This is a genomic window from Amycolatopsis sp. NPDC005961 (assembly GCF_040629235.1).
GTDB classification, from domain to species: domain Bacteria; phylum Actinomycetota; class Actinomycetes; order Mycobacteriales; family Pseudonocardiaceae; genus Amycolatopsis; species Amycolatopsis camponoti.
Genome location: NZ_JBEXVF010000009.1, coordinates 87,765 through 113,386 on the forward strand (window position 1 = coordinate 87,765; position 25,622 = coordinate 113,386).

Below are 25,622 nucleotides of genomic sequence, written 5' to 3' on the forward strand. Positions count from 1 at the left end.
CCGGCTCGCCCTAGATTGGGCGGCATGACTTCCACCGCCGAGAAGGCCACCCGGCTGCAGGAGCTGCACGCCGCGCCCGAGCTGCTGCTCGTCGTCAACGTCTGGGACGCGATCACCGCCAAGGTCGTCGCCGAGACGCCCGGCACGCAGGCCCTCGCCACCCCCAGCCACGGCATCGCCGCCTCGCGCGGCTACCCGGACGGGGAGAAGATCCCGCGTGACGAGATGATCGCCGAGGTCGCGCTGATCGTGCGGACGGCGGGCGACCTGCCCGTCACCGCCGACCTCGAAGCCGGCTACGGCGACCCCGGCGGCACCATCGCCCGGGCCATCGAGGCCGGCGCGGTCGGCGCCAACCTCGAAGACCAGATGAAGCCGCTGGGTGAGGCCGTGAAGGCGGTCGAAGCCGCCGTCGAGGCCGCGCGGAAGGCGGGCGTCGACTTCGTGCTCAACGCCCGCACCGACGCCTTCATCAAGACCGACCCCGAGACCGCGCTGACCGAGGCGATCACCCGCGGCCGCGCCTACCTCGACGCGGGCGCGTCCAACTTCTTCGTGCCCGGCAAGCTCGACGAGGCCCAGGTCGCGCGGCTCGTCGAGGAACTGGGCGAGCGCAAGGTCAACCTCATCGGCATCCCCGGCTCGATCCCCCTGGCCCGCGCGCAGGAGCTCGGCGTCTCCCGCGTGTCCTACGGCCCGTGGAGCCAGAACGTCGCCCTGACCGCGCTGGCCAAGCTCGCCGAGGACGTCTACGCGGGCGGCGGCCTGCCCGCCGGCACCCGGAAGCTCAACTGATCAGCGGATCCGCAACCGCCGCATGAGCTTCAGCCCGGACAGCATGCTTTCGACGTACTTCTCGTAGCCCTGTCCGGGCCGCGGGCCCATGACCTGCTTCTTCAGCACGGCCAGGTTCTGGCCGTCGGTGTACTTGAGCAGGCCCTGGTCGCCGTGGCGGGCGCCGACCCCGGAGCTCTTCACCCCTCCGGACGGCGTCCCCTTGGCGGCGAACGCCGTCGCGAGGGTGTCGTTGATGTTGACGTTGCCGGACTCCAGGCGGGCCGCGACCGCCCGCGCGGCACCGATGTCCCGGCTCCAGACCGAGGCGTTGAGGCCGTAGTCGGTGTCGTTGGCCAGCTCGACGGCTTCGTCGACCGTGCGGTACTTGTGCAGCGCGATCACCGGCCCGAACGTTTCGGTGACCCCGCAGGCCATGTCCGTCGTGACACCTTCGAGGATCGTCGGCTCGAAGAACGCCGGCCCGAGGTCGGGGCGCGCCTTGCCGCCGCAGAGCACGGTCGCGCCCTTCGCGACCGCGTCGTCGACGTGCTCCTTGACGCGGCGCAGGTGGTCGGGCGAGACGAGCGAGCCCATGTCGGGCCCGAAGTCGTAGGCGGCCCGGACGTCCAGCGCTTTGGTCGCCGCCACGAACGCGTCCTTGAACTCGTCGTAGCGCGACTCCGGCAGGTAGATCCGCTCGATGTGCATGCAGATCTGGCCGGTGTTGCCGAACGCGCCGAAGATCGCGCCCGGCACGGCTTCGGCGAGGTCGGCGTCGTCGAGGACGATCATCGGGTTCTTGCCGCCGAGCTCCAGGCAGCAGCCGATGAGGTTGCGCCCGGCCCGCTCGCCGATCACGCGTCCGGTGGCCGTGGAGCCGGTGAACATCACGTAGTCGGCCTGGTCGATGAGCGTCGGGCCGACGTCGGGGCCCTCGCCGCAGACGACCTGGAACAGACCCTCCGGCAGGCCGGTCTCCTCCAGCATCCGGATGCCGTAGAGCGGGGAGAGCGCTGTCTTGTTGTCCGGCTTGAGGACCACGGCGTTGCCGGCCATCAGCGCCGGGATCGCGTCGGAAATGCCGGTGGCGAACGGGAAGTTCCACGGCGCGATGATGCCGACGACCCCCTTGGGCTGCCGGACCTCGGTCGACGACGTCAGCATCGGCACCGGGCCACCGCGCTTGACCGGCGCCAGCAGCTTGGCGGCCCGCCGCAGGTAGTGGCTCATCACCATGGCCGGGTCGCAGGTCTCTTCGATCGCCATCCGCCGGTTCTTGCCGCTCTCGACCTGGATGAGGTCGGCGACGGCCCGCGCGCGGTCGACGAAGAGCGCGTGTGCCCGCTTGAACACCGCCAGGCGCTGCTTGAGCGGCGTCGCCGCCCACTTCCGTTGCGCCTCACGGGCAGCGGCGAACGCCGACTCGATGTCGGCCGGGGTCGACTGCGGCAGCTCGACGAGCACCTCCCCGGTGTAGACCTCGGTGAGCTTCCAGGTCTCCCCCGACGATCCCGGCACGCGGGCGACCAGCTGCGTGAGGAACGCGTCGGTCACCGACGCCGGACGGGTGAGGTGCAGCGGCGTCACGGTCACGATCCGCTCCCGAGGACGAGCCGGGCGCCCAGTTCGCCGATCATGATGGCGGGCGCGTTGGTGTTGCCGCCGGTGATCGACGGCATGATCGAGGCGTCGCAGACCCGCAGGCCCTCGACCCCGCGCACCTTGAGGTCGGGGCCGACGACGGCGAGCTCGTCGACGCCCATCCGGCAGGTGCCGACGCCGTGGTAGACCGACGTCGCGCGGTTGAGGATCGCGTCGCGCAGCTCCTGGCCGCGCAGGTTCGTGCCCGGGTGGATCTCTTCCTTGACCGCGCCCTTGAACGCCTTCGACGCGAAGATCTCGCGGACCATCTCCGAGCCCTCGGCGAGCACTTCCAGGTCGGCGGGCTCGGAGAGGTACTGGAAGTCGATCAGCGGCGCGGCCGTGGGATCGGCCGAAGCGAGCCGCAGCGTGCCGCGGCTCTTCGGGTAGATCAGCGTCGACAGCACGGTGAGCGCCGGGCGCTTGTCGACGTCGTGCCGGATCGGCGCGTCCTGGTTGGGCGAGACGTACGCCCACGGCAGGAGGTGCAGCTGGAGGTCGGGGGTGGCTTCGGCCTGCGAGGTCTTCAGGAACGCGACCGCCTCGAAGACCGAGTTGGCCAGGAACGTGGTGCCGGGCCGCAGCAGTTCGCGGGCCAGGCCGCGCGCGAAGTACGGCGCGGAGCCCTTGTTCTTGCTGGAGGACACGTGGAACGTCAGCGCGTGGAACATGTGGTCGTGCATGTTGTCCCCGACCGGGAGGTCGGCGAGGACGTCGATGCCGTGTTCCTTCAGGTGCTCGGCGTGGCCGATCCCGGACAGCATGAGCAGCTGCGCGGAGCCGACGAACCCGGCCGAGAGGATGACCTCCTTGCCCGCCCGGATCGTGCGGTGCCGGCCGCCGTCGACGACCTCGACCCCGGCGGCGCGGCCGTTCTCGAAGAGGATTTTCTTGGCCAGCACGCCGGTCTGGAGTTCCAGCGTCGGCGGGGCGAGATGGTGGAGGTAGCCGCGCGAGGCGCTGTAGCGCAAGCCTTCGGCGGCGTTCTGCTGCATCCGGCTGACGCCTTCTTGGGACTCGGCGTTGTAGTCGTCGAGGATCTTGCAGCCGAGCGCGTCGGACGTCGCGTCGATGAACTGCAGCGAGCCTTCCTGGGGGTTCTTGGCGCGGGTGACCCGGATCGGGCCGCCGGCGCCGCGGAAGGCGTTCTCGCCGTCCTCGAAGTCCTCCATGCGCTTGTACGCCGCGTTGACGCTGTCGGCGTCCCAGCCGGTGTTGCCCTCGGCGGCCCAGGAGTCGAAGTTGGCGCGGTTGCCGCGGACGTAGACCATGCCGTTGATGGAGCTGGAGCCGCCGACGACCTTGCCGCGCGGCACCGGCATCCGGCGATCGAGAACGTGTTTCTGCGGGACGCCGTAGAAGCCCCAGTCGTTGAGGGCCTTGAGCTGGGGCACCGCGTGCATCGGGCCGACCAGCCCGGGCTTCTTGACGAGCAGCTGCTCGTCGCTCTTGCCCGCCTCCAGGACGATCACGCTGGCCCCGGACTGAGCCAGCCGGCCCGCGATCGCCGCCCCCGAGCTCCCCGACCCGACGACGACGTAGTCGGCTTCGTCGCCGCGCGGCGCCTTCTTCGCCATGTCCGCTCCTCGGTCCGGCCCGCCACAAACTGTAACCTGTTCTAGTTTGCTCACGGTATAGCTTGGCCGCCTCGGAGCGCAACGGGTACGCCTACGTCGCCTCCCTGGCCTTCTCGATCTCCGCGACCAGCTTGCGCACCCGGCCCGTGTCCAGGCTCCCGTAACAGAACGTGTTCATGTCCACCCGGTCGCCGCCACTCGCCGGGTTCTCCACGACTTCGTCGGAGGCGCCTTCGACGGTGAACGTCAACCTTCCGGGACGGGAGAACCCGGGCGCGGAGTTGCTGATGCTCTTGATCTTCTTGACGTCGAAGGTGTGCTTGCGGTCGGTGCCGAAGAAGCCGTCCTTGACGGCCGCGCTGATGGTGACTTCCGTGCCGCTGAACCGGATCGAGCGCCGCCTGGCGTGCATGCTTCCTCCCCGCGAAGCCGGAGGAAAAACTGTAAGCAGTCACCCCATCGAGCGACAAGCGGCCAGGTGTGACATCGCGTCACGATCCGCCACTATGCTCAGGCCGGGCGTCCGTTCGGCGGCGTCCGGCCGAGGGGGGATCGATGTCCGAGCAGTACCCGGGTGGTGCCACGCCGCCCAACCCGCCGCAGTGGATGCAGGTGGCCCCGGCCCCGCCCGGCCCACGAGGGCGCAACACGTTCGCGGTCGCGTCGCTGATCCTGGGGATCCTCGGCGTGTGCGGGTTCTCGCTGGTGCTCGGGCTGATCTTCGGCATCGTCGCGCTGGTGCAGATCGGGCGGACCAACCAGGCCGGCCGCGGCATGGCGATCGCCGGGATAGTGATCAGCCTGCTGTGGGTGGGCGCGCTGACGATCGGCGTGATCGTCCTGGTGAACCGCGCCGAGCTGCTGGGGACGACTCCCACGATCGTCGGCCTCAAGCCCGGCGAGTGCTACACGGCACCGCCGGCGTACAGCCTCGACGCGACGAAGGTGGCGTGCACGGTGCCGCACGACGGCGAGGCGTTCGCGACGGTGCCGTTGAAGGGGTACTTCGAGGGCGAGTACCCGGGCGAGGACATGCTGGAGGCCCAGGCGAAGGCGGGCTGCGACGCCCAGCGGGCGGCGGTGTTCGGGCCGGGTTACGTGCCGCCGGTCGAAGCTGCGGTGGGGGTCTTCTATCCGGACAGCAAGGCTTGGCTGGCCGGGAAGTCCGCGGCGGTGTGCACGTTCCAGGTGACGTCGGAGCGGCAGTTGACGGGGCCGCTCCCCCACTGAGGTCGGGGGTTTCGGGCTTCCTGCCGGGATGCGCTCGGCGTGGGCAGGCGGGTCTCGACTGCCCGGCGGGCACCCGCGGTGGGCCCGAACGCGCGGCGCACCATCCTTGGCGACCCGATACGCCCGGCGCGAGCAAGCGAAGCTGTCCGGCCGCCGGGTCGGCTCGCGTCACGCACCGGCCGATCGCGATCAGACTCCTCGGCGCAGTGCCTCCGCCGCCCGAGCGAAACTGTCCGGCCGCCCGGTCAGCTCGCGTCACGCACCGGCCGATCGCGGACAGAGGCCTCGGCGCAGTGCCTCCGCCGCCCGAGCGAAACTGTCCGGCCGCCGGGTCGGCTCGCGTCACGCACCGGCCGATCGCGGTCAGAGTCCTCGGCGCAGTGCGTCCGCCGCTCGAGCCAGGTCCGCCCGGACCTCACGAGCCGCGCGGGCCGCGCCCTTCGGCAGGTGTCGCTGGAGGCTCAGCGCGTACACGTTCCACAACCCCGTCACCGCCGCCGCCGTGATGCGGACCACCGGGTCGTCGGGCGTGGTGCCGGCTCGGGTGGCCAGCGCCCGCACCGCGGCCTCCGTCAGCCGGTCGCGGGCCGCTCGGTGGTGGGCCACCAGGGCCGGGGTCGTCCGGACCAGCTCGCCGAACCGGCGGATCTCCTCCCACCCGTGCCGCCGCGCCGACGCCACCAGGAAGTCCAGCTCCTCGCCGAGCACCTCGAGCGCCGCGTCCAGCGGCTCCGCCTCCGCGAGCCGCGCGCCCAGCGCGTCCACGTGGGTGTCCCAGCGGTCGGCCAGCAGCTCTTCCTTGCTGCCGAAGTGGTTGAACACCGTCTTTTCCGTGACCCCGCACGCGCGCGCGACGTCCGCGACGCGGACCGCGTCGAACCCGCGCTCCAGGAACATCACGGTCGCCGTGTCGGACAGCTGCTGCCGCAGTTCGCGCTTCCGCCGCTCTCGCAGCGTCTCGGGTTTCAGCACCAGGACATCGTACAGCAGGAGTACTGTTTACAGTGACTGTAGAGAATGGAGTGACTGTAATGAGCGAGTTCGAGATCGTCCGCGACTATCCGCAGCCCCGCGCCCGGGTCTGGCGCGCCCTCACCGACCCGGCCCTGGTCCCGCGGTGGACGTCGACCGGCCGCGGCGGCCGCCCCGAAGGCTTCGCGCCGGAAGTCGGCACGAAATTCCGGTTCATCGGAAAGCCGGTCCCCGGCTGGGACGGCATCGTCCGCTGCGAGATCCTCGCGGCCGACGCACCCGGACTCCTGAGCTTCAGCTGGCGCAACCAGGAAACCGACCCACCCAGCACCGTGACGTACCACCTGGCCGAAACCGGAACCGGCACCCGCCTCACCTACCGCCACACGGGATTCCGCGGCGCCGGCGGATTCGTGATGTCCCGGCTGCTGCACCGCGTCCGCCGCCGGATGCTCACCGAAGGCCTCCCCGGCGTCCTCGCCGAAACCGACTGGTAGCGGCCGGCGCGCGGTACCGGGACACGCAGCCGTCGACGATGACGGCCACCGTGCCCGGGACCGGTGCCACCACACCAGGCTCGCGCCGCCTCAGCCCGCCACCGGGTCCGGTTCCCGCCCCAGCACGTCGTCGGTGAGCCCGGCCGCGAGGGCTCGCAGCGCCGCGTCCAGGTACACCGTCAAGTCGGCGTCGGCGCGCGCGGACCAACGGTCGTACGCCGCGCGGCAGGCCGCCAGTACCGCGCGCCCCACCACCAGCGGGTAGAGCGAGTCCTCCGGCTGCCCGGACCGGCGGGCGACGAACGCGCTCACCGCGCGCTCCCACGCGTCGTAGTGGACCGCCGCGCTCGCGGCCAGGTCCGGCACCGTGCTCAGCAGCGTCATCCGGCGGCGCAGCTCCGGCACGTCGTCCGCGCGGTAGTGGTTGGCCTCCAGCACCGCGCGGCGGACCGCGTCGAACACCGGCAGGTCCGCCGGCGTCTCCGCCAGCAGGGAACGGATCGTCTCGACCTCGGTGTCGAACTCGTTCCAGAGCACGTCCGCCTTGGCGTCGTAGTAGCGGAAGAACGTCCGCCTGCTGACGCCGGCCGCCGCGGCGATCTGGTCGACCGTCGTCTCGTGGAAACCCTGCTCGCCGAACAACCGCAGCGCGGCGACCTCGAGCTCCCGGGCGCTGGTGCCCGGCGGGCGGCCCCGGCGGGTCGCGGGGCGGGCGAGCGTGTCATCGGTCATCCGGGTGCCGTTTCGTCGAGGGCCTTGATTATTGACACTGGGTGACACTACTCTCCCCTCTATTCGTCACTCAGTGCCGAAAATCATCACTGCCGAAGGAGTCAGGATGAGCGAGAACCCCACCACGACCGAACCCGCCGAGACCGACGAGGTCCTCACGGAGGAACTCCTGGTCGAAGAGGTCTCGATCGACGGCATGTGCGGTGTCTACTGAGGACTCGCCGGCGGGTTTCGACCTGGACGGCGCGTGGCGCCTCGACGACCGGGTCTCGGTCCGGCCCGAGCGGTTCGGCGCCCTGCTGTACCACTTCGGCACCCGCCGGCTGTCCTTCCTGAAGAGCCCGGCGCTCCTGGACGTCGTCCGCGGCCTCGCCCGGCACCCGGACGCGCGGGCGGCCTGCGCCGAGGCCGGCGTCGCCGCCGGGGAACTGCCGAAGTACCGCGCGGCACTGGCCGCCCTCGCCGCGTCGCACATGATCCAGCCGAGGAGTCTCTGATGTCCCTTGTGGACGAATTCCAGTACGGGCTCGACGCGCCCATCTGCCTCACCTGGGAACTGACCTACGCCTGCAACCTTTCCTGCGTGCACTGCCTTTCCTCCTCCGGAAGGCGCGACCCGCGCGAACTGTCCACAGCGGAGTGCAAGGCGCTGATCGACGAGTTCGAGCGCATGCAGGTCTTCTACGTCAACATCGGCGGCGGCGAGCCGACCGTCCGCCCGGACTTCTGGGAACTGGTCGACTACGCGACCGCGCACCACGTCGGCGTCAAGTTCTCCACCAACGGCGTCAAGATCACGCCCGAGGTGGCCCGCCGGCTGGCCGCCAGTGACTACGTCGACGTCCAGATCTCCCTCGACGGCGCCACCGCCGAGGTCAACGACCACGTCCGCGGCCCCGGTTCCTACGACACCGCGATCCGCGCGATGCGGAACCTGGCCGACGCCGGCTTCGAGAACTTCAAGATCTCCGTGGTGATGACGCGCCACAACGTCGGCCAGCTCGACGAGTTCAAGGCCCTCGCCGACCGCCACCGGGCCCAGCTGCGCATCACGCGGCTGCGCCCGTCCGGCCGCGGCGCCGACACCTGGGGCGAGCTGCACCCGACCGCCGCCCAGCAGCGGCAGCTCTACGACTGGCTCGTGGCGAGCGGCGAGAACGTCCTCACCGGCGACTCGTTCTTCCACCTCGCGGGCTACGGCGAAGGCGACCTGCCGGGGCTGAACCTGTGCGGCGCCGGGCGGGTCGTGTGCCTGGTCGACCCGGTCGGCGACGTCTACGCGTGCCCGTTCGCCATCCACGACACCTTTCTCGCCGGCAACACCCGTTCCGAGGGCGGTTTCACCCGCGTGTGGCGGGAATCCGAGCTGTTCACGTCGTTGCGTTCGCCGCAGAGCGGCGGGGCGTGCGAGTCGTGCTCGGCGTTCGACGCCTGCCGCGGCGGCTGCATGGCGGCCAAGTTCTTCACCGGCCTGCCGCTCGACGGACCCGACCCGGAGTGCGTGCGCGGCCACGGCGAGCCGGCGCTCGCGGGCGTCACGAGCGTCCCGAAGCCGTCGCTCGACCACTCCCACCGGCGGCGCCCGGTCCCGGTCACCATCGGGATGCGCCGTCCGCCGGAACGGGCCTGCGACGAGAGCCCGCTCGCGGGATTCCGGAGCTGACCGTGCGGCTCGCGGACCTGACCTGGCCGGACGTCGCCTCGCGGGCGGCGTCCGGCGCGATCCTGGCGGTGCCGGTGGGCGCGACCGAGCAGCACGGCCCGCACCTGCCGCTGTCGACGGACACCGACATCGCGCTCGCACTGTGCGACCGGCTGTCGGAGAAGCGCCCGGACGTCCTGGTGGCGCCCGCCGTGGCGTTCGGGTCCAGCGGCGAGCACGCCGGGTTCGCCGGCACGCTCTCGATCGGGCAGGAAGCGACCGAACTGCTGCTGCTGGAGCTGGGCCGGTCCGCGGCGGAGACGTTCGGACGGCTGCTGTTCGTCTCCGCGCACGGCGGCAACGCGGCGCCGGTCGCCCGGGCCGTCGCCCGGCTGCGGGCGGAGTCGCGGGACGTCGAGGTGTTCCAGCCGCGCTGGGACGGCGATCCGCACGCCGGGCGCCCGGAAACCGCGCTGCAGCTGGCTTTGCGGCCGTCGTCCGTGCGGATGGACCAGGCGGTGGCGGGCGATCGGCGTCCCCTCGGGGAGGTGCTGCCGCTGCTGCGGGAGGGCGGGGTGCGCGCGGTGAGCCGGACCGGGGTGCTCGGCGACCCGACCGCCGCGACGTCCGGGCAAGGACAGGCGTTGCTGGACTCCTTCGTCAGGCAGCTGGTGTCCCATGTGGACGGTTGGCGATGAGGACCGCGCTCGTCACGGGAGCGGCCCGCGGGATCGGAGCCGCGACCGTCCGGCACCTGACGCGCGAGGGGTACGCGGTGCTGGCGGTCGACATCGCCGCCGACGACCCCGCGCTGCCGTATGCGCTGGGGTCGCCGGCGGAACTGGCCACGGTCTCCTCGGAGACGTTCGTCGCCGACGTCCGGGATCCCTCGGCGCTGGCCGCGGCGGTGGCCGAAGCCGAACGACGGTGGGGAGGACTCGACGTCGCCATCGCGGCCGCCGGAGTGATCGCCGGCGGCGTGCCGTTGTGGGAGATGCCACCGGAGCAGGAGGACGCGGTGCTGGAGGTGAACCTGCGCGGGGTGGTCAACCTGGCCCGGGCGGCGATCCCGGCGTTGCTGCGCCGTCCGGAGCCGAGATCGGGACGGTTCCTGGCCGTCGCCTCCGCGGCGGCGACGAGCGGGTTGCCGATGCTCGCGGCGTACTGCGCGGCGAAGGCGGGGGTGGCGGGCCTGATCCGGGCGCTGGGGGTCGAGCTGGGCGGCACTGGGGTAACGGCCAACGCGGTCAGCCCTGGTTCGACGGACACGCCGATCCTCGCCGAGAGCGCCCGGCTGTACGGCCTGCCGGGGGCGAGGGAGTTCGCCGCACAGCAGCCGGTGGGCCGGTTGCTGGAGCCGGCGGAGATCGCGCGGTTCTTGGCGTTTCTCGCGGCACCGGAGAGCGGCGCGACGACCGGCGCGGTGGTGCCGGTGGACGGAGGGCTGGCCCTGTGACCCCCTTGCGTGCGGAGGTGCCGGTGGGCTTTCGAGCCGAACCAGGCATCCGGCTGCCGGGCGGTACTTCCGGTCCCGGCGGCCTCCGAACCGTTCTCGACCCGGCCGTCCGGCCCACGCGTCTCGTCGGAGGGCCGACCCCATGAGCACTCCCCTCCCCGCCGGGTTCCGGATCACTCTCGACCCGGATACCAAGCAGCTCCGCGACGACCTCTGGTTCGGCGGCTCCCCCGCCCGGGTCCTCCACCTCACCCCGGCCGGCCGAAAAGCCTGGCGGGAACTCGCCCGCGGCCCCGTCACCTCCGCGACCACCGGCACCCTCGCCCGGCGGCTCACCGACGCCGGCTTCGCCCATCCCGTGCCGCCCGAACCGGCCGCGCCCGCGGCGCTCACCGTCGTCGTCCCCGTCCTCGATCGGCCCGGGCCGTTGGCTCGCTGCCTGGCCGCGCTCGACGGCCGGCACCCCGTGCTGGTCGTCGACGACGGCTCGGCCGATCCCGCCGCCATCGCCGCGACCGCCGCCGCGCACGGGGCCAAGCTCGTGCGGCGGGAGGTCAACGGTGGACCCGCGGCCGCGCGGAACACCGCTCTCGACCACGTCGAAACCGACCTCGTGGCCTTTGTGGACAGTGACTGCGTCGCGGCCGGTGACTGGGCCGATCGGCTCGCCGCCCACTTCGCCGATCCCCTGCTCGCCGCCGTCGCGCCGCGCGTTCGCGCCCTGGCCCCCGACACCGCGGCGGGCCGGTACACCACCGCCGCCGGCGGTCTCGACCTCGGTGACCGGCCCGCGCGCGTCTCGCCCCGCACCCGGATGTCGTACGTCCCCACCGCCGCGCTGGTCGCTCGCCGGAGCGCCCTGGTGGAGGTCGGCGGGTTCGATCCGGAGCTGCGGGTCGGCGAGGACGTCGACCTCGTCTGGCGGCTGCACGCCGCGGGCCGTCGCGTGCGGTACGCCCCGGACGTCCACGTCGGCCACCAGGAACCCACGACCTGGCGTGCGCTTCTCGGACGCCGGGCGCGCTACGGGACCTCGGCCGCCCCGCTCGCGAAGCGCCACCCAGGGAACCTCTCACCGCTCGTCCTGCACCCGTGGCCGGCCCTGACCGTCGCCGCGCTGCTTGCCCGGCGACCGCTGCTTGCATCCGCCGGCTTCGGCGGTGCCGTCCACAGCATGCTCAAAACGTTGCGATCCCACGACATCCCCACCGACGGCGTCGTCCGGGCGATGGGCACCGCCGTGCACCAGACCTGGCTCGGCGCCGGCCGCTACGGGACGCAGTTCGCCGCGCCGGTCCTCGCCGCGCTCCTCGTGCCACGCGGGTGGGGACGGCGCGCCGCCGTCGCGTCGCTGCTGCTCGGGCCGCCGTTGACCCGGTGGCTCGCCGACCGGCCCGCCCTGGACCCCGTCCGCTACACCGCCGCGGCGCTCGCCGACGACATCGCCTACGGCGCCGGCGTCTGGGCCGGCTGCCTGACCCACCGGACCCCCGCACCCGTCCTGCCCGAGATCGCCTGGCGCCCCCTGCGCGTCGACCGTGAGGAAAAACGATGACCGACACCTGGTTCGAATCCATCGCCGAGGCGCAGCGGCGCGCGAAGAAGCGCCTGCCCGCGTCCGTCTACTCCGCGCTGATCGCCGGCTCCGAGAAAGGCTTGACGCTCAAGGACAACCTCGACGCGTTCGACGAGCTGACCTTCGCGCCGCGCACCGCCGGGCACTCCGGCGAACGCGCGCTCGGCACCACCGTGCTCGGCCGGGAGATCGCGCTGCCGGTGGTCATCTCCCCCACCGGCGTGCAGGCCGTGCACCCGGACGGCGAGGTCGCCGTCGCCCGGGCCGCCGCGGCGCGTGGCACCGCGATCGGCCTGAGCTCCTTCGCCAGCAAGCCGATCGAAGAGGTCGTCGCCGCCAACCCGGACACGTTCTTCCAGATCTACTGGACCGGCAGCCGTGACGACATCCTCGCCCGGCTGGACCGCGCCCGGCGCGCCGGGGCGGCGGGGCTCATCCTCACGCTCGACTGGTCGTTCTCCCACAGCCGCGACTGGGGCAGCCCGCACATCCCCGACAAGCTCACCTTCCGCGAGCTGCTGCGGTTCGCGCCCGAAGGCCTGGCCCGCCCGCGCTGGCTCCTGGACTACGCGCGCACCCGCCGCCTGCCCGACCTCAGCGTGCCGAACATGGCCGAGCCCGGCACGCCGGTCCCCACGTTCTTCGGCGCGTACGGCCAGTGGATGCAGACACCGCCGCCGTCGTGGGACGACGTCCGGTGGCTGCGTGAGCAGTGGGACGGGCCGTTCCTCCTCAAGGGCGTCATCCGCGTCGACGAAGCCCGGCGCGCGGTCGACGCGGGCGTCAGCGCGATCTCGGTGTCGAACCACGGCGGCAACAACCTCGACGGCACGCCGGCGACGATCCGGGCGCTCCCGGCGATCGCGGACGCGGTCGGCGACCAGGTGGAAGTCCTGCTCGACGGCGGTATCCGGCGCGGCAGCGACGTCGTCAAGGCGCTCGCCCTCGGCGCACGGGCCGTCCTCATCGGACGCGCGTACCTATGGGGCCTGGCGGCGAACGGCCAGGCCGGCGTGGAGAACGTCCTCGACGTGCTGCGCAACGGCATCGACTCGACGCTGCTGGCGCTCGGCCACCGGAGCGTCCACGACCTCGGCCGCGACGACGTCCGGATCCCGGAGACCTTCGCCCGCGTCCTGGGCGCCGACGCCCCGGCCAGTGTCCGCTGACCGCCCCGGAACGGACGACACGCGTACCTGGACGGACGACACGCGTACACAGCTGGACGACACGTCGTCAGTGCGAGTGGGCCTCTTCCAGCGAAGCCCCGGCCAGGCGGGCCGCGACGCCGCGCCGGAAGTTCGGGCAGTCGTGGACGTCCTCGCGCGGGCAGGCCAGGCCGTGCGCGATCGCCGTGCGGGCGGCCTGGGCCCGGGCGATCCGGCGGTCGAGCTCGGCGAGCTTGCGTTCGTGCAGCTCGCGCCAGCCGGGCGCGGCCGACGTGCGCAGGTCCATGAGCGTCTTCAGCTCGCGCAGGCTGAAGCCGACCTCGCGGAAGATCAGGATCTCGCCGACCAGCTCGACGGCCGAAGGCGGGTAACGCCGCTGGCCCGCGACCCGGCCGGGCGCCGGGAGCAGCCCCTGCTCTTCCCAGTACCGCAGGGCCGAGGTGGCCACGCCGGTGCGGTGGGCCAGCTCGCCGATCGTCAGCAGTTCCTCGGACATTTGACTTCGAGCGTACTTGAAGCCGTTGACTCGCGGCATGGTGAAGACCGGGCTCAAGCAACGGATGATCGGGCAGTTCCACCGCCCCCACGGCGTCGGCGGACGGATCGCCGGCTGGGTGATGGCCCACCGGGCCTCGAACCGGCGGCGGAACGTCTGGGTGGTGGAACTGCTGGAGGTCCGGCCCGAGGACCGGGTACTCGAAGTCGGCTTCGGGCCCGGGATCGCCCTCGGCGAACTGGCCGCGCGTGCCACCCGGGGCCACGTCTACGGCGTCGACCACTCCGCGGTCATGGTCGAGCGCGCGGCCAAGCGCACCCGGGCCGCGGCCGGCCGCATCGAGCTGATCCACGCCTCGGTGGACCGGCTGCCGTCGTTCGACGAGCCGCTCGACGCCGTCCTGGCCGTGAACTCGTCCGGCTTCTGGCCCGATCCGCCACAACGGCTGCGCGAGCTGCGTGGCCTGTTGCGTCCCGGCGGCCGCATCGCGCTCGCGTCCCAGCCGCGGTGCCCCGGCGCGAACCGGGACACCACGACCAGGGCCGCGGGCGAACTCCGGGAGCTGCTCACCCAGGCGGGGTTCACCGACCTGCGGGTCGAGAGGCTCGACCTCGATCCGCCGGTGGCCTGCGTCCTCGGCCTCAACCCACGGTGAAGCTCGCGGTCAGCGTGGCGGCCGAGCTGGTGCCGACGTAGACCTCGATCTTCCCCGGCTCGACGCGGAACTTCGCGGCGTTGTCGTAGAAGCCGACGTCGTCCGGGGTCAGGGTGAACGAGACCGTCTTCGACCCACCCGCCTCCAGGGTGACCCGCTGGAAGCCGCGCAGCCGCCGGACGGGCTGCACGATGCTCGCGACCGGGTCGCGCAGGTACAGCTGGACGACCTCGTCGCCCGCGCGGCCACCCGTGTTGGTCACCCGGGCACTGACCTGGATCCGGCCGCCGCGCGACGACATCCGGGTGTCCGAAAGCCGCAGGCCGTCGACCCGGAACGTCGTGTACGAAAGGCCGTAGCCGAACTCGTAGAGCGGGCCGGTCTCCAGGTCGAGGTACTTCGACGTGTACTTGTTGTTCGGGTCGGCCGGACGTCCGGTGTTCTCGTGGTTGTAGTAGATCGGGACCTGGCCGACCGCGCGCGGGAAGCTCACCGGCAGCTTGCCGCCCGGGTTGACCGTGCCGAACAGGACGTCGGCGACCGCGTGCCCACCTTGGACGCCCGGTGCCCACGCCTCGAGGATCGCGGGCGCGTTGTCGTGCAGGTAGGGGATCGTCAGCGGCCGGCCGTTGACCAGCACCACCACGAACGGCTTCCCGGTCTCCTTGATCGCCGCGACGAGCTGCTGCTGCACGCCGGGGAGGTCGATGCTGCTCCGTGCGGCCGCTTCGCCGCTCATCGCGGCGGTCTCGCCCACCACGACGACGGTGACGGCGGCCGCGCGGGCGGCCTGCTGCGCGGCGGCGAACCCACTGGTGTCGGTCCCGTCGACGGTGCAGCCCGCGGTGTAGGTCACCGACGCCCCGGGCGCCGCGGCCTTGATCCCGTCGACCACCGTCACCGGCGGGGTCGTGCCCGCGCCGGTGCCCAGGCCCGACCAGGTGCCGTTGAGGTCGTAGGTCGCCGTGCCGAGCGGGCCGACCACGGCCACCGAGCCGACCGACTTGGCCAGCGGCAGCACCGGCCCGTCGTTCTTGAGCAGCACCATGCACCGCCCGGCGGCCTGCCGTGACGCGGCGAGCGCGGCCGGCGACGGCGCCTTCGTCTCGCCGGCTTCGTCGACGTACGGGCGTTCGAACAGGCCCAGCTTGACCTTGACCAGCAGGATGCGGCGGACGGCGTCGTCGATCTGGTCACGGGTGATCCGCCGCTGGGCCAGCAGCTGCTCCCCGTACTTCACGTAGTTGGTGCTGACCATTTCCATGTCGACGCCGGCCGGCAGCGCGGCGGCCGCGGCGTCGGCGCCGTCGCCGGCCAGCCCGTGCAGGATCAGCTCCTCGACGCCGGTGTAGTCGCTGACGACGAAGCCGCCGAAGCCGTACGCGCCTTTGAGGACGTCGTGCAGGACGTAGCCGTTGCCGTGTGCGGGGACGCCGCTGATCGTGTTGAAGCTGGCCATCACAGTCGCCACGCCCGCCTCGACGGCGGCCTTGAACGGCGGCAGGTAGAGGTTGTGCAGGCGCTGCAGCGAAACGTCGACGGTGTTGTAGTCGCGGCCGCCTTCCGCGCCGCCGTACGCGACGAAGTGCTTGGCGCACGCGGCGAGGCGGTCCGGGGACGAGTAGTCGCCGCCCTGGTAACCGCGGACCTTGGCCACGGCCATTTGCGAAGCCAGGTAAGGATCTTCACCCGAGCCCTCGGCGATGCGCCCCCAGCGCGGCTCGTGGGTGACGTCCATCATCGGCGCGTAGGTCCAGTGGATGCCGCTGCGCCGCGCTTCCTTCGCCGACACCGTCGCGTCGGCGGCCGGCACGCCCGGGTCGAAGCTCGACCCCTGGGCCAGCGGGATCGGGAAGTTCGTGGTGTAGCCGTGGATGACGTCGAGGCCGAAGATCAGCGGGATGCGCAACCGGGTCTGCTCGACCGCGATCTTCTGCAGCGCGTTCAGCTTCGCGGCGCCCACCACGGAGAACACCCCGCCGAGCTGACCCGTCGCGAGCGACGTCCGCGCGAGGTCTTCGGTGCCGACCAGCTGGAGCTGCCCGAGCTTCTCGGCGAGGGTCATCTTCCGGAGCAGGTCTTCGACCCGCGGGTTCCGTTCGGGCCGCGCGGCGGGGTCCGCCGCCGCGGCCGGGGCGAGCGCCGAAGCGACTCCCCCGGCGGCCAGGAGACCGCCGACTCCGGCGAGCAGGCTTCGCCGGTTGACGCCGTCGGCGGACGGCGAAGCGACTGCTTGGCTCTCGGGCTGTTCCATGGCGGGGACCCTTTCGAGAGAGGACGAGGGCCGTCAGCATAAGCACGATCAGGGCCCGCCGACCGGGTGGTTTTTCCTTCCCGCGAACGCTTGTGGTCCGGCCACGCGAGTTCTACGGTCGGATGCGGACCGACACGTGGAGGGGGCACCGTGCGGGCGTTCGGAGCTGTCCTGGCAAGCGCTTTCCTGATGGCCGGCGCGGCACCCGCCCTCGCGGACGCGACGTGGTCGCCGTCCCCGATCGCCTGGACGACCTGCCCGGACGACCCGGACAACCCCGGCGTTCCCGACGGCGAGTGCGGCACGCTCCGGGTGCCCCTCGACTGAAACCGGCCGCAGGGGCCGTCGATCGGCCTCGCCGTGGCCCGGCACCGCGCCACCGACCCCGCCCACCGCCTCGGCGTCCTGCTGGCCGACGCCGGCGGCCCCGGCTCGTCCGGTGCGGAGATCCCGTTGTCCCCCGGCTACTTCGGCGCGGAGATCCGGGCGCGGTTCGACATCGTGGGCTTCGACCTGCGCGGGACCGGCCGCACCGACTACATCGACTGCGAGACCACGCCCGACGATCCCGGCGACGAGCCCGCCGACCAGGCGGAGTTCGACGCGCTGCGCGCCCGCAACCGGCAACTGGTCGCCGACTGCCGCGCGCGGAACCTGCCGGTCTTCGACCACGCCGACACCGCCACCAACGCCCGCGACCTGGACGCCGTCCGCCGCGCGCTGGGCGAAGACCGGATCAGTTTCCACGGCGCGTCCTACGGCACGCTGCTGGGCCAGCAGTACGCCGAGCGGTACGGCGACCACGTCCGGGCGATGGTGCTGGACGGCGTCATCGACCACAGCGTCGATCTCGCGCACTTCGTGGGCGACCGGGCCGCCGCCGTGGACGAGCTGTTCGGGCAGTTCACCGCCTGGTGCGCCCGGACGGCGACCTGCGCGCTGCACGGCCGCGACGTCCTGGCGACCTGGCGGCGGGCCCAGATGGCCGCCGACGGGATGCCGTTCCCGCACAACTGGTTGCGCGACCAGGTGTACGCGGACATGCGCGTCCCCGACTGGGACGACGTGGCCCGGGTGATCGCCGACACCGCCGCCGGCACGTCGCCGGTGCGAGCCGAGTTCACCCCCAACTACGAGGCGGTCCGCCTTGCCGTCGTCTGCCAGGACTTCGACCTGTGGATGCCGACGTTCGCGCGGTATTCGGCGATGCACGCCGAAGAGCTGCGCCGGTCACCGATCATGCGCGGCAGCACGATCGGCCACGGTGAAGCCACCGCGTGCCTCGGCGTCGCCGGCCCGCCCGCGAACCCGCCGCACCGGCTGAACGTCTCGAAAGCGCCGCGGATCCTGCTGCTCAGCAGCCGCTACGACCCGGCGACGCCGTACGCCTGGGCCGTGAACGCCCACCGCCAGGCGCCGGCGAACACCACGCTGCTGACCTACGAAGGCTCGGGGCACGGTGCCTACCGGCGCACCCCGTGCACCCTGGCGGCGGTGGACGGCTACCTGCTGACGCCGAAGACGCCGCGCCACGACTTCAGCTGTCCCGCCTGAGCCACCACCGAACGTCCGTCTACCTGCATGAACATCTCCCTTGGGGTACCCGAGTGGTACCCGGGAGCAGTGGCGGAGAATCACGGGACGCGGTAGCTCGCGGGTCAATCCTTGACATGACGCCAACAGGGACTTACCGTTTTCCCACGCCGCCGGGTTGTCCAGACCATTTACATCGTGAAAGGACACCTCGATGCGCTTGCGTTCCCTGCTCGTCCTGCTGGCGGTCCCGGCACTGGCCGCCGCCACCGCTCTCCCCGCATCGGCCGCCGACCCGTCCGTCGCCCCGGGCGGCAACTTCGACCTGGGGATCTGGCAGCTGCAGGAGCCGGTCGGCTCCCCCGGCTCGCCGACCACCATCTCGTCGTCCCGGCTCAAGGGCGCGAACGGCTTCCAGGACAGCTACTTCTACACCGACACCCGCGACGGCGCGATGACCTTCTGGGCGCCGGAAAAGGGCGTCACCACCCCGAACTCGAACTACGCGCGGTCCGAGCTGCGCGAGATGAACCGCGACGGCTCGGCCGCGAACTGGTCGCTGAGCGGCTCGCACAAGCTGAACGCGACGCTGCGCGTGGTGTCGGTGACGTCGAACGTGTGCGTCGGCCAGGTCCACCTCGGCACGGGCGGCTCGTCGACGAAACCGTTGCTGGAGCTGTACTACCGGTCCAGCGGCGACATCGTCCTGGGCACGGAGAACTCCCCCGACGGCGGCCAGACGTCGCACACCGTCGGGCACGTGGCGGTCGGCAAGACCTGGACCTACACGATCGGCATCTCGGGCGGCAACACCATCGACCTGACGGTGAACGGCAGTGTCACCCACTACTCGATCCCGTCGTCGTTCAAGGCGTACAGGCAGTACTTCAAGGCGGGCTCGTACAACCAGTCCTCGTCGGACAGCACGACCAAGGGCGCCCGGGTGGCGTTCTACGGCTTGACCGTCTCCCACAGCTGACCGCCTCCGGCCCGGTGGCCGCCACCACCGGACCGAAGCGGGCGTCAGCGCCAGCCGAGCTCCGGGGCCACGTGGGTCAGGATGCTCTCCAGCACGTGGACGTTGTAGTCGACCCCCAGCTGGTTCGGGATGGTCAGCAGGAGCGTGTCCGCGGCCTGGACCGCCTCGTCCTCCTTGAGCTCCCGCACCAGCTCGTCCGGCTCGGCGGCGTACGAGCGCCCGAAGATCGCGCGGGTGTTCTCGTCGATCATGCCGACCTGGTCGCGCGAGTTGCGGTCGCCGCCGAAGTACGCGCGGTCCTGGTCGTTCGTCAGCGCGAAGATGCTGCGGCTGACCGACACGCGCGGCTCCCGCTCGTGGCCGGCCTCCGTCCACGCCTCGCGGTAGGCCTCGATCTGCTTGCGCTGCTGGACGTGCAGCGGCTCGCCCGTCTCGTCGTCCTTGAGCGTCGAGCTCTGCAGGTTCATGCCCAGCTTCGCGGCCCAGACGCTCGTCGCGTTCGAGCTCGACCCCCACCAGATGCGGTCCCGCAGGCCCTCGGAGTGCGGCTCGAGCCGCAGCAGGCCCGGCGGGTTGGAGAACATCGGCCGCGGGTTCGGCTGGGCGAAGCCCTCGCCTTCGAGCAGCTTGAGGAAGACCTCGGTGTGCTGCCGGGCCATGTCGGCGTCGGTCTCGCCGTCGGCGGGGGCGTACCCGAAGTAGCGCCACCCCTCGATCACCTGCTCGGGGGATCCCCGGCTGATGCCGAGCTGGAGCCGGCCGCCCGAGATCAGGTCCGCCGCCCCGGCGTCCTCGACCATGTACAGCGGGTTCTCGTAGCGCATGTCGATCACGCCGGTGCCGATCTCGATCTTCGAGGTCCGCGCCCCGATCGCCGAGAGCAGCGGGAACGGGCTCGCCGCCTGCCGCGCGAAGTGGTGCACGCGGAAGTACGCGCCGTCGACACCCAGCTCCTCGGCCGCGACCGCCAGGTCGATCGACTGGTGCAGGAAGTCCGCGGCGGAGCGGGTCTCGGAGTGCGGGCTCGGCGACCAGTGGCCGAACGAGAGGAAACCGATCTTCTTCACACCCGTCCCAGCGTCCGGCGGCCGGAAATGATTCCCGGGTGTGAGCGGGCCGACCGCCGCCGCACCCCGCGCGCGGCGACGGCCGGGCCCGCGCCCGTCAGCCGCAGTGCTCGCTGCGCTCCTGGTCGGTCATCGGCGCGGTGTGCTGCGTGATGTCCCCGGTCGAGCCGGGTACCGGGCCGTCCGCGTCGAAGTCCTGGTACCAGATGTAGTGGTCGTAGAACTTGTCCGGGAAATGCATTTCGTAGGTGCCGTGCACCTTCTGCATCTTCGGCGCGCGTTCCACCCAGCCCTTTTCGCCGGGCCGGACGTCGACGTTGGTCGCCTGCCCTTCGGTGTGCGACGATTCCCAGGTGTGCTGGTAAGACGTCTCGATGGACACCTTGAACACTTCCGAGAAACCGTATTCCGCGGAAAGCGACACGCCGAAACTGTTCGATTCGCCCGTCGTGTCGGACCAGTTCACCGTGCTGCGCTGCAGATCGCCGGTGCAGTTGAACGCCGCTTCCCCGACCTGGTGCCCGGCTCCGGTGTGCTCCTCCGGCGGGCCGGCCGGGTGGAACACGCACGAATCCGTTCCGTTGTCGCACTTGTCGAGCAGTTCCCGCGCGGTGGGCTGGCCGTCGGCCGACGCGCCGGGCGCCGTGAGCACGAGGCCGGCGGCGGTCAGCAGGCCGAGGCCCGCCGCCGTCCAGGCGTTTCGCTTGCTGGTCATGGTGATCACTCCTCGCTCAGCTGAAACCGATGGACTGGGTGCGGTCGTTCATGAACGACCCGACGTTGCCGGTGTTCTCCTTGAACGGGCCGTCGCGGTCGCCGCCGAGGTTCGGCTCCGGGTAGAGCCAGACCCAGCAGTTCCCCCACGGCTGCACCGAGGAGATCTTGTTCTTCCAGTCGTCGCCCAGGTCGAACTGCCAGTTGACCCAGCCGTCCTTCTTGCACAGTTCGGGTCCGGTGATCGTCAGCGAGTTCCCGGTGTAGTCGGGCCCGTCGAAGAACGTGCCCTGCACGACGTCGCCGTCCGCCTCCGCGAGGGCGAGCGAGCGCTGCGTGCCCGTGGAACAGTGCTGCACACCGGTTTCCGCGTTCAGCACGCAGTGGCGGGTGACGTCCGCGGCGGCCGCGGGAACGGCGCCGAGCAGGGAAACGGCCGAAGCGGCGGCCGCGACCGTGACGGCTGTTCTGGTCCAGTTGTTCGCCATTGTGGTTCCTTTCTCCGGAATCGAAAAGATCTTCGCCATCGAAAGTACGTCGATACGGACGAATCGGGGCGACTCGTGCCCATCGGGACTTCGGGGTCTGCCTGAATCCTCCGCGGATTCCGGCGCCGGACTGCGGGTGATCGGGAACCGGGGTACGGTACGCCGTCCGCGTTAGGATCGGGCGATGACGCTCACCGACGACGAGACGCGGATCGTGGCCCTCGTGGCGGAGTTCACCGACGAGCGCGTCCGGCCGCGCGTCCGCGAATTCGAGGCCGACGACGTCTATCCCGGCGAGCTCATCGACGAGATGAAAGCGCTCGGGTTCTTCGGCCTGCTGGTCCCGGCCGAATTCGGCGGCGTCGACGTCAGCACGGCGTGCTTCGCCCGGGTCACCGAGGAACTGGCCCGCGGCTGGATGAGCCTGGCCGGCGCCATCGGCGGGCACTCCGTGATCACCTACCTGATCAAGACCTTCGGCACGCCCGAGCAGCGCGAAAAGTACCTGACGGCCATGGCCGAAGGCACGATCCGGGCGACCATGGCGCTCACTGAACCCGGCGGCGGCAGCGACCTGCAGGCCATGCGCACCCACGCCACCCCCGACGGTGACGGCTACTCGATCACCGGCTCCAAGACGTGGATTTCCAACGCCGCCCATTCCGGGCTCATCGGCCTGCTGTGCGTCACCGACCGCGACGCCTCGCCGGCCCACCGCGGGATGAGCGTCCTGCTCGTCGAGCCCGGCGACGGCCTGGCCGTCTCCCCCAAGCTGCCCAAGCTCGGCTACCGCGGCGTCGAGGCGTGCGAGCTGGTCTTCGACGGCCGGCGCGTCGGCGCCGACGCGGTGCTGGGCGGCACCCCGAACGAGGGCTGGGCGCAGATGATGCGCGGCCTGGAGGTGGGCCGCGTCCAGGTCGCCGCGCGAGCGGTGGGCGTCGGGCAGGCGGCCCTGGACGACGCCGTGAAGTACGCCCAGGAACGCGAGACGTTCGGCAAGCCGATCTGGCAGCACCAGTCCGTCGGCAACCTGCTGGCGGACATGGCCACCAAGGTGCGCGCGGCGCGTCTGCTGACGCTGGACGCCGCCGCGAAGCTCGACGCCGGGGTGCGCGCCGACATGGAGGCGGGGATGGCGAAGCTGTTCGCGTCGGAGGCCGCGATGCAGGTCGCGCTGGACGCGATCCGCGTCCACGGCGGCTACGGCTACTCCAAGGAATACGACGTCGAGCGCTATTTCCGCGACGCGCCGCTGATGATCGTCGGCGAGGGCACCAACGAGATCCAGCGCACCGTCATCGCCGCCCAGCTGATCGCCCGCCACCGGATCCCGCCGACCTGATCTTGAAAACCCGGCCGGGTGACACGCCGCCGATAACTTGACTCATTCCAGAGAAGCCCCCTAGGGTGACCGGCGTGATGACCGACTTCGAGGCGCAGCTGCGGGCGGTCTCGTTGCGGGTGACGCGGCCGAGGCTGGCCGTGCTCACCGCGCTGCGCGACCACCCGCACATCGACACCGAGACGGTGATCGCACTGGTCCGGGCCGAGCACCCGACGGTCTCGCACCAGACGATCTACGACGTCCTGCGGGCCCTCACCGACACCGGCCTGGTGCGGCGCATCCAGCCCGCGGGCGCGACCGCCCGGTACGAGTCCCGGGTCGGGGACAACCACCACCACGTCGTGTGCCGCACCTGCGGTGCGATCGCGGACGTCGAGTGCGCCGTCGGCCACACCCCGTGCCTGACCGCCTCGGACGACCACGGCTTCGTGATCGACCAGGCGGAGGTCGTCTACTGGGGCACGTGCCCCGACTGCGCGGCCGACCCGAACATCCCCATCATTGCCGCCTCGGAAGGAAGTAGATGAGCAACACCCAGGACAACGCCGGTTGCCCGGTCGCGCACGACTCCGTGACCGCACACGGCAGCGAGAGCGAGAACCCGGCGATCGACGCCCCGTCCGCGAAGACGGGCGGCCGTCCGCGCACCAACCAGGACTGGTGGCCCAACCAGCTCGACCTGAAGGTGCTGCACGCGCACTCGACCAAGGCCAACCCGCTGGGCGAGAACTTCGCCTACGCCAAGGAGTTCGCCAAGCTCGACGTCGAGGCCCTCAAGCGGGACATCACCGAGGTGCTCACCACCTCGCAGGACTGGTGGCCGGCGGACTTCGGCCACTACGGCGGCCTGATGATCCGGATGAGCTGGCACGCGGCGGGCACCTACCGCATCCACGACGGCCGCGGCGGCGCCGGTGACGGCGGTCAGCGCTTCGCGCCGCTGAACAGCTGGCCCGACAACGCCAACCTCGACAAGGCGCGCCGCCTGCTGTGGCCCGTCAAGCAGAAGTACGGCCAGAAGATCTCGTGGGCCGACCTGCTGGTGCTGGCCGGGAACGTCGCGCTGGAGTCGATGGGCTTCGAGACCTTCGGCTTCGGCTTCGGCCGCGTCGACACCTGGGAGCCCGAGGAGATCTTCTGGGGCACCGAGGAAAGCTGGCTGGGCGAAGACCGCTACGCGAGCGACACCGAGATGGTGCCCGACCTCGGCGCGACCGAGATGGGCCTCATCTACGTCAACCCCGAGGGTCCCCGCGGCAGCGCGGACTTCGAGGCCGCGGCGCACTTCATCCGGGAGACCTTCGGCCGGATGGCGATGAACGACGAGGAGACCGTCGCCCTCATCGCCGGTGGTCACACGTTCGGCAAGACCCACGGCGCCGGTGTCGCCGACGACCACGTCGGCCCGGAGCCCGAAGGCGCGGAGCTGGAGTCGCAGGGCCTCGGCTGGCTGAGCACGCACGGCAGCGGCAAGGGCGCGGACACGATCACCAGTGGTCTCGAGGTGACGTGGACGGACAAGCCGACCGAGTGGAGCAACCGCTTCTTCGAGATCCTCTTCGGCTACGAGTGGGAGCTCACGACGAGCCCGGGTGGCGGCAAGCAGTACGTCGCCAAGGACGCGCCGGAGATCATCCCGGACGCGTACGACCCGAACAAGAAGCACAAACCGACGATGCTCACGACGGACCTGTCGCTGCGCTTCGACCCGGTCTACGGCCCGATTTCGCGCCGGTTCCTGGAGCACCCGGACGAGTTCGCGCTGGCGTTCGCCAAGGCGTGGTACAAGCTGCTGCACCGCGACATGGGCCCGGTCAGCCGTTTCCTGGGCCCGTGGGTCGCCGAGCCGCAGCTGTGGCAGGACCCGGTACCGGCCGTCGAGGGCGACCTCGTGGGCGACGCCGACATCGCCGCCCTCAAGGCGAAGGTGCTGGAGTCCGGCCTGTCGGTCGGCCAGCTGGTCAGCACGGCGTGGGCGTCGGCCTCGAGCTTCCGCTCCACCGACAAGCGCGGCGGCGCGAACGGCGCCCGCATCCGCCTCGAGCCGCAGCGGAGCTGGGAAGTCAACCAGCCCGAGCAGCTCGCGACGGTCCTTTCGGCCCTGGAGGGCATCCAGCGCGAGTTCAACGAGGCCGGCGGCGCGCAGATCTCGCTGGCCGACCTGATCGTGCTGGCGGGCTCGGCGGCGGTCGAGAAGGCGGCGCGCGACGCCGGCGTCGAGACGACGGTGCCGTTCCGCCCGGGCCGCACGGACGCGACCCAGGAGCAGACCGACACGGAGTCGTTCAAGGTGCTCGAGCCGCGCGCCGACGGGTTCCGCAACTACCTGCGGGCGGGCGAGAAGACCCAGCCGGAGAAGCTCCTGGTCGAGCGCGCGTACATGCTCAGCCTGTCGGCCCCGGAGATGACGGTCCTGGTCGGCGGCCTGCGCGCACTGGCGGGCGACCGCCACGGCGTCCTGACGGACAAGCCGGGCGTGCTCACGAACGACTTCTTCGCCAACCTGCTTTCGCCGGGAACGCGCTGGAAGGCCTCGGAGTCCGAGGAGAACGTGTACGAGATCCTGGACGCGAGCACGGACAAGCTGAAGTGGACCGCCACGGCGGTCGACCTGGTGTTCGGAGCGAACTCCCAGCTGCGGGCGTTGGCCGAGGTGTACGCGAGCGACGACGCGCGGGAGAAGTTCGTGGCGGACTTCGTCGCGGCTTGGACGAAGGTCATGGAGCTGGACCGGTTCGATCTGGTTTGATCCTTGGCTCGGTGACGGGCCCGGCCGATCCTCGGGGATCGGCCGGGCCCGTTCCTTTTGGGCTACTGGGCGC

General features: G+C 71.5%; 27 protein-coding genes. 17 read left to right on the forward strand and 10 right to left on the reverse strand.

The window, feature by feature from the left end:
- The first annotated feature begins 24 nt into the window (after window positions 1–24).
- On the forward strand, window positions 25–795 hold the full coding sequence (locus tag ABZ342_RS10820; protein WP_360471262.1) for an isocitrate lyase/phosphoenolpyruvate mutase family protein: 771 nt from the start codon (window positions 25–27) through the stop codon (window positions 793–795).
- On the opposite strand, the gene ABZ342_RS10825 is transcribed toward ABZ342_RS10820, so the two are convergent.
- The 3 genes from ABZ342_RS10825 to ABZ342_RS10835 all read right to left on the reverse strand — a co-directional run bounded on the left by ABZ342_RS10825 (window position 796) and on the right by ABZ342_RS10835 (window position 4,407).
- Entirely contained in the window at window positions 796–2,370 is a 1,575-nt protein-coding gene (locus tag ABZ342_RS10825) for a succinic semialdehyde dehydrogenase (RefSeq protein ID WP_360471264.1), read from the reverse strand.
- Window positions 2,367–3,995, reverse strand: a complete 1,629-nt coding sequence (locus ABZ342_RS10830; protein ID WP_360471267.1) for a GMC family oxidoreductase N-terminal domain-containing protein — start codon at window positions 3,993–3,995, stop codon at window positions 2,367–2,369. The genes ABZ342_RS10825 and ABZ342_RS10830 overlap by 4 nt, the downstream gene beginning before the upstream one ends.
- A 91-nt stretch (window positions 3,996–4,086) precedes the next feature.
- Entirely contained in the window at window positions 4,087–4,407 is a 321-nt protein-coding gene (locus tag ABZ342_RS10835) for a hypothetical protein (RefSeq protein WP_360471270.1), read from the reverse strand.
- Between the two features lie 143 nt (window positions 4,408–4,550).
- Between ABZ342_RS10835 and ABZ342_RS10840 the strand changes: the two genes are divergently transcribed.
- On the forward strand, window positions 4,551–5,225 hold the full coding sequence (locus ABZ342_RS10840; protein WP_360471272.1) for a DUF4190 domain-containing protein: 675 nt from the start codon (window positions 4,551–4,553) through the stop codon (window positions 5,223–5,225).
- Window positions 5,226–5,588: 363 nt separating this feature from the next.
- Here ABZ342_RS10840 and ABZ342_RS10845 read toward each other — a convergent pair whose 3' ends face one another.
- Window positions 5,589–6,197 carry a helix-turn-helix domain-containing protein gene (locus tag ABZ342_RS10845; protein ID WP_360471275.1) on the reverse strand — a complete coding sequence of 203 codons (609 nt, stop codon included), beginning with the start codon at window positions 6,195–6,197 and terminating at the stop codon, window positions 5,589–5,591.
- Window positions 6,198–6,256: 59 nt separating this feature from the next.
- On the opposite strand from ABZ342_RS10845, the gene ABZ342_RS10850 reads away from it, so the two are divergent.
- A complete protein-coding gene (locus ABZ342_RS10850) occupies window positions 6,257–6,694 on the forward strand; it encodes an SRPBCC domain-containing protein (RefSeq protein WP_360471277.1) in 438 nt (145 codons plus the stop codon).
- Between the two features lie 90 nt (window positions 6,695–6,784).
- On the opposite strand, the gene mftR is transcribed toward ABZ342_RS10850, so the two are convergent.
- Entirely contained in the window at window positions 6,785–7,426 is a 642-nt protein-coding gene (gene mftR, locus ABZ342_RS10855) for a mycofactocin system transcriptional regulator (RefSeq protein WP_360471279.1), read from the reverse strand.
- 106 nt (window positions 7,427–7,532) lie between these two features.
- Between mftR and mftA the strand changes: the two genes are divergently transcribed.
- The 7 genes from mftA to mftD all read left to right on the forward strand — a co-directional run bounded on the left by mftA (window position 7,533) and on the right by mftD (window position 13,269).
- A complete protein-coding gene (gene mftA, locus ABZ342_RS10860) occupies window positions 7,533–7,640 on the forward strand; it encodes a mycofactocin precursor MftA (protein ID WP_360471281.1) in 108 nt (35 codons plus the stop codon).
- Complete coding sequence (mftB, locus tag ABZ342_RS10865) at window positions 7,630–7,923, forward strand: mycofactocin biosynthesis chaperone MftB (RefSeq protein ID WP_360471284.1); 294 nt, start codon at window positions 7,630–7,632, stop codon at window positions 7,921–7,923. The genes mftA and mftB overlap by 11 nt, the downstream gene beginning before the upstream one ends.
- Window positions 7,923–9,089: a mycofactocin radical SAM maturase gene (gene mftC / locus ABZ342_RS10870; RefSeq protein ID WP_155547111.1), complete on the forward strand. Its 1,167-nt coding sequence runs from the start codon at window positions 7,923–7,925 to the stop codon at window positions 9,087–9,089. The genes mftB and mftC overlap by 1 nt, the downstream gene beginning before the upstream one ends.
- A gap of 2 nt (window positions 9,090–9,091) precedes the next feature.
- Entirely contained in the window at window positions 9,092–9,766 is a 675-nt protein-coding gene (gene mftE, locus ABZ342_RS10875; RefSeq protein WP_360471288.1) for a mycofactocin biosynthesis peptidyl-dipeptidase MftE, read from the forward strand.
- Window positions 9,763–10,524: a mycofactocin-coupled SDR family oxidoreductase gene (locus ABZ342_RS10880; RefSeq protein ID WP_360471290.1), complete on the forward strand. Its 762-nt coding sequence runs from the start codon at window positions 9,763–9,765 to the stop codon at window positions 10,522–10,524. The genes mftE and ABZ342_RS10880 overlap by 4 nt, the downstream gene beginning before the upstream one ends.
- Window positions 10,525–10,666: 142 nt before the next feature.
- Window positions 10,667–12,079 (forward strand): mycofactocin biosynthesis glycosyltransferase MftF, encoded by a 1,413-nt coding sequence (mftF, locus tag ABZ342_RS10885; protein WP_360471293.1) that lies wholly within the window; start codon window positions 10,667–10,669, stop codon window positions 12,077–12,079.
- Window positions 12,076–13,269: a pre-mycofactocin synthase MftD gene (gene mftD, locus ABZ342_RS10890; RefSeq protein ID WP_360471296.1), complete on the forward strand. Its 1,194-nt coding sequence runs from the start codon at window positions 12,076–12,078 to the stop codon at window positions 13,267–13,269. The genes mftF and mftD overlap by 4 nt, the downstream gene beginning before the upstream one ends.
- 67 nt (window positions 13,270–13,336) lie before the next feature.
- Here the strand turns inward: mftD and ABZ342_RS10895 are convergent, their stop codons facing one another.
- A complete protein-coding gene (locus ABZ342_RS10895; RefSeq protein WP_360471299.1) occupies window positions 13,337–13,765 on the reverse strand; it encodes a MerR family transcriptional regulator in 429 nt (142 codons plus the stop codon).
- A 37-nt stretch (window positions 13,766–13,802) separates the two neighbouring features.
- Here ABZ342_RS10895 and ABZ342_RS10900 point away from each other — a divergent pair, with 37 nt between their 5' ends.
- On the forward strand, window positions 13,803–14,420 hold the full coding sequence (locus ABZ342_RS10900; protein ID WP_360471301.1) for a class I SAM-dependent methyltransferase: 618 nt from the start codon (window positions 13,803–13,805) through the stop codon (window positions 14,418–14,420).
- Here ABZ342_RS10900 and ABZ342_RS10905 read toward each other — a convergent pair.
- Window positions 14,407–16,674 (reverse strand): glycoside hydrolase family 3 N-terminal domain-containing protein, encoded by a 2,268-nt coding sequence (locus ABZ342_RS10905; protein WP_360471304.1) that lies wholly within the window; start codon window positions 16,672–16,674, stop codon window positions 14,407–14,409. The two genes, ABZ342_RS10900 and ABZ342_RS10905, sit on opposite strands and share 14 nt — an antisense overlap.
- A 150-nt stretch (window positions 16,675–16,824) precedes the next feature.
- Between ABZ342_RS10905 and ABZ342_RS10910 the strand changes: the two genes are divergently transcribed.
- The 3 genes from ABZ342_RS10910 (at window position 16,825) to ABZ342_RS10920 (ending at window position 19,186) form a co-directional block, all read left to right on the forward strand.
- The gene (locus tag ABZ342_RS10910) at window positions 16,825–17,001 is read left to right on the forward strand and encodes a hypothetical protein (RefSeq protein WP_360471307.1); all 177 of its coding nucleotides are present in this window, start codon (window positions 16,825–16,827) and stop codon (window positions 16,999–17,001) included.
- Between the two features lie 33 nt (window positions 17,002–17,034).
- Window positions 17,035–18,228, forward strand: a complete 1,194-nt coding sequence (locus ABZ342_RS10915) for an alpha/beta hydrolase (protein WP_360471310.1) — start codon at window positions 17,035–17,037, stop codon at window positions 18,226–18,228.
- A 193-nt stretch (window positions 18,229–18,421) separates the two neighbouring features.
- Entirely contained in the window at window positions 18,422–19,186 is a 765-nt protein-coding gene (locus ABZ342_RS10920; protein WP_360471313.1) for a polysaccharide lyase family 7 protein, read from the forward strand.
- Between the two features lie 44 nt (window positions 19,187–19,230).
- On the opposite strand, the gene ABZ342_RS10925 is transcribed toward ABZ342_RS10920, so the two are convergent.
- The 3 genes from ABZ342_RS10925 to ABZ342_RS10935 all read right to left on the reverse strand — a co-directional run bounded on the left by ABZ342_RS10925 (window position 19,231) and on the right by ABZ342_RS10935 (window position 21,455).
- Window positions 19,231–20,253 carry an LLM class flavin-dependent oxidoreductase gene (locus ABZ342_RS10925; protein WP_360471316.1) on the reverse strand — a complete coding sequence of 341 codons (1,023 nt, stop codon included), beginning with the start codon at window positions 20,251–20,253 and terminating at the stop codon, window positions 19,231–19,233.
- A 97-nt stretch (window positions 20,254–20,350) separates the two neighbouring features.
- The gene (locus tag ABZ342_RS10930; RefSeq protein ID WP_196425672.1) at window positions 20,351–20,968 is read right to left on the reverse strand and encodes a hypothetical protein; all 618 of its coding nucleotides are present in this window, start codon (window positions 20,966–20,968) and stop codon (window positions 20,351–20,353) included.
- Between the two features lie 16 nt (window positions 20,969–20,984).
- Window positions 20,985–21,455 (reverse strand): hypothetical protein, encoded by a 471-nt coding sequence (locus ABZ342_RS10935; protein WP_360471319.1) that lies wholly within the window; start codon window positions 21,453–21,455, stop codon window positions 20,985–20,987.
- Between the two features lie 184 nt (window positions 21,456–21,639).
- Here ABZ342_RS10935 and ABZ342_RS10940 point away from each other — a divergent pair, with 184 nt between their 5' ends.
- The 3 genes from ABZ342_RS10940 to katG all read left to right on the forward strand — a co-directional run bounded on the left by ABZ342_RS10940 (window position 21,640) and on the right by katG (window position 25,549).
- A complete protein-coding gene (locus ABZ342_RS10940) occupies window positions 21,640–22,797 on the forward strand; it encodes an acyl-CoA dehydrogenase family protein (RefSeq protein ID WP_360471322.1) in 1,158 nt (385 codons plus the stop codon).
- A gap of 77 nt (window positions 22,798–22,874) precedes the next feature.
- A complete protein-coding gene (locus ABZ342_RS10945) occupies window positions 22,875–23,327 on the forward strand; it encodes a Fur family transcriptional regulator (protein ID WP_155547101.1) in 453 nt (150 codons plus the stop codon).
- Window positions 23,324–25,549, forward strand: coding sequence for a catalase/peroxidase HPI (gene katG, locus ABZ342_RS10950; protein WP_360471325.1), 2,226 nt, complete (start codon window positions 23,324–23,326; stop codon window positions 25,547–25,549). Before ABZ342_RS10945 ends, katG begins: the two co-directional genes overlap by 4 nt.
- The last annotated feature ends 73 nt before the right edge of the window (window positions 25,550–25,622 follow it).

Excerpts from the sequence above, each read along its gene's own strand:
- ABZ342_RS10920 (WP_360471313.1), top strand. The coding sequence starts at position 18,422 with ATGCGCTTGCGTTCCCTGCTCGTCCTGCTGGCGGTCCCGGCACTGGCC.
- ABZ342_RS10945 (WP_155547101.1), top strand. The coding sequence starts at position 22,875 with ATGACCGACTTCGAGGCGCAGCTGCGGGCGGTCTCGTTGCGGGTGACG.
- ABZ342_RS10840 (WP_360471272.1), top strand. The coding sequence starts at position 4,551 with ATGTCCGAGCAGTACCCGGGTGGTGCCACGCCGCCCAACCCGCCGCAG.
- katG (WP_360471325.1), top strand. The coding sequence starts at position 23,324 with ATGAGCAACACCCAGGACAACGCCGGTTGCCCGGTCGCGCACGACTCC.
- ABZ342_RS10835 (WP_360471270.1), bottom strand. The coding sequence starts at position 4,407 with ATGCACGCCAGGCGGCGCTCGATCCGGTTCAGCGGCACGGAAGTCACC.
- mftR (WP_360471279.1), bottom strand. The coding sequence starts at position 7,426 with ATGACCGATGACACGCTCGCCCGCCCCGCGACCCGCCGGGGCCGCCCG.
- mftF (WP_360471293.1), top strand. The coding sequence starts at position 10,667 with ATGAGCACTCCCCTCCCCGCCGGGTTCCGGATCACTCTCGACCCGGAT.
- mftD (WP_360471296.1), top strand. The coding sequence starts at position 12,076 with ATGACCGACACCTGGTTCGAATCCATCGCCGAGGCGCAGCGGCGCGCG.
- ABZ342_RS10940 (WP_360471322.1), top strand. The coding sequence starts at position 21,640 with ATGACGCTCACCGACGACGAGACGCGGATCGTGGCCCTCGTGGCGGAG.
- ABZ342_RS10830 (WP_360471267.1), bottom strand. The coding sequence starts at position 3,995 with ATGGCGAAGAAGGCGCCGCGCGGCGACGAAGCCGACTACGTCGTCGTC.
- ABZ342_RS10880 (WP_360471290.1), top strand. The coding sequence starts at position 9,763 with ATGAGGACCGCGCTCGTCACGGGAGCGGCCCGCGGGATCGGAGCCGCG.
- ABZ342_RS10930 (WP_196425672.1), bottom strand. The coding sequence starts at position 20,968 with ATGACCAGCAAGCGAAACGCCTGGACGGCGGCGGGCCTCGGCCTGCTG.
- mftC (WP_155547111.1), top strand. The coding sequence starts at position 7,923 with ATGTCCCTTGTGGACGAATTCCAGTACGGGCTCGACGCGCCCATCTGC.
- ABZ342_RS10895 (WP_360471299.1), bottom strand. The coding sequence starts at position 13,765 with ATGTCCGAGGAACTGCTGACGATCGGCGAGCTGGCCCACCGCACCGGC.
- ABZ342_RS10935 (WP_360471319.1), bottom strand. The coding sequence starts at position 21,455 with ATGGCGAACAACTGGACCAGAACAGCCGTCACGGTCGCGGCCGCCGCT.
- ABZ342_RS10900 (WP_360471301.1), top strand. The coding sequence starts at position 13,803 with ATGGTGAAGACCGGGCTCAAGCAACGGATGATCGGGCAGTTCCACCGC.
- ABZ342_RS10850 (WP_360471277.1), top strand. The coding sequence starts at position 6,257 with ATGAGCGAGTTCGAGATCGTCCGCGACTATCCGCAGCCCCGCGCCCGG.
- mftA (WP_360471281.1), top strand. The coding sequence starts at position 7,533 with ATGAGCGAGAACCCCACCACGACCGAACCCGCCGAGACCGACGAGGTC.
- ABZ342_RS10820 (WP_360471262.1), top strand. The coding sequence starts at position 25 with ATGACTTCCACCGCCGAGAAGGCCACCCGGCTGCAGGAGCTGCACGCC.
- ABZ342_RS10905 (WP_360471304.1), bottom strand. The coding sequence starts at position 16,674 with ATGGAACAGCCCGAGAGCCAAGCAGTCGCTTCGCCGTCCGCCGACGGC.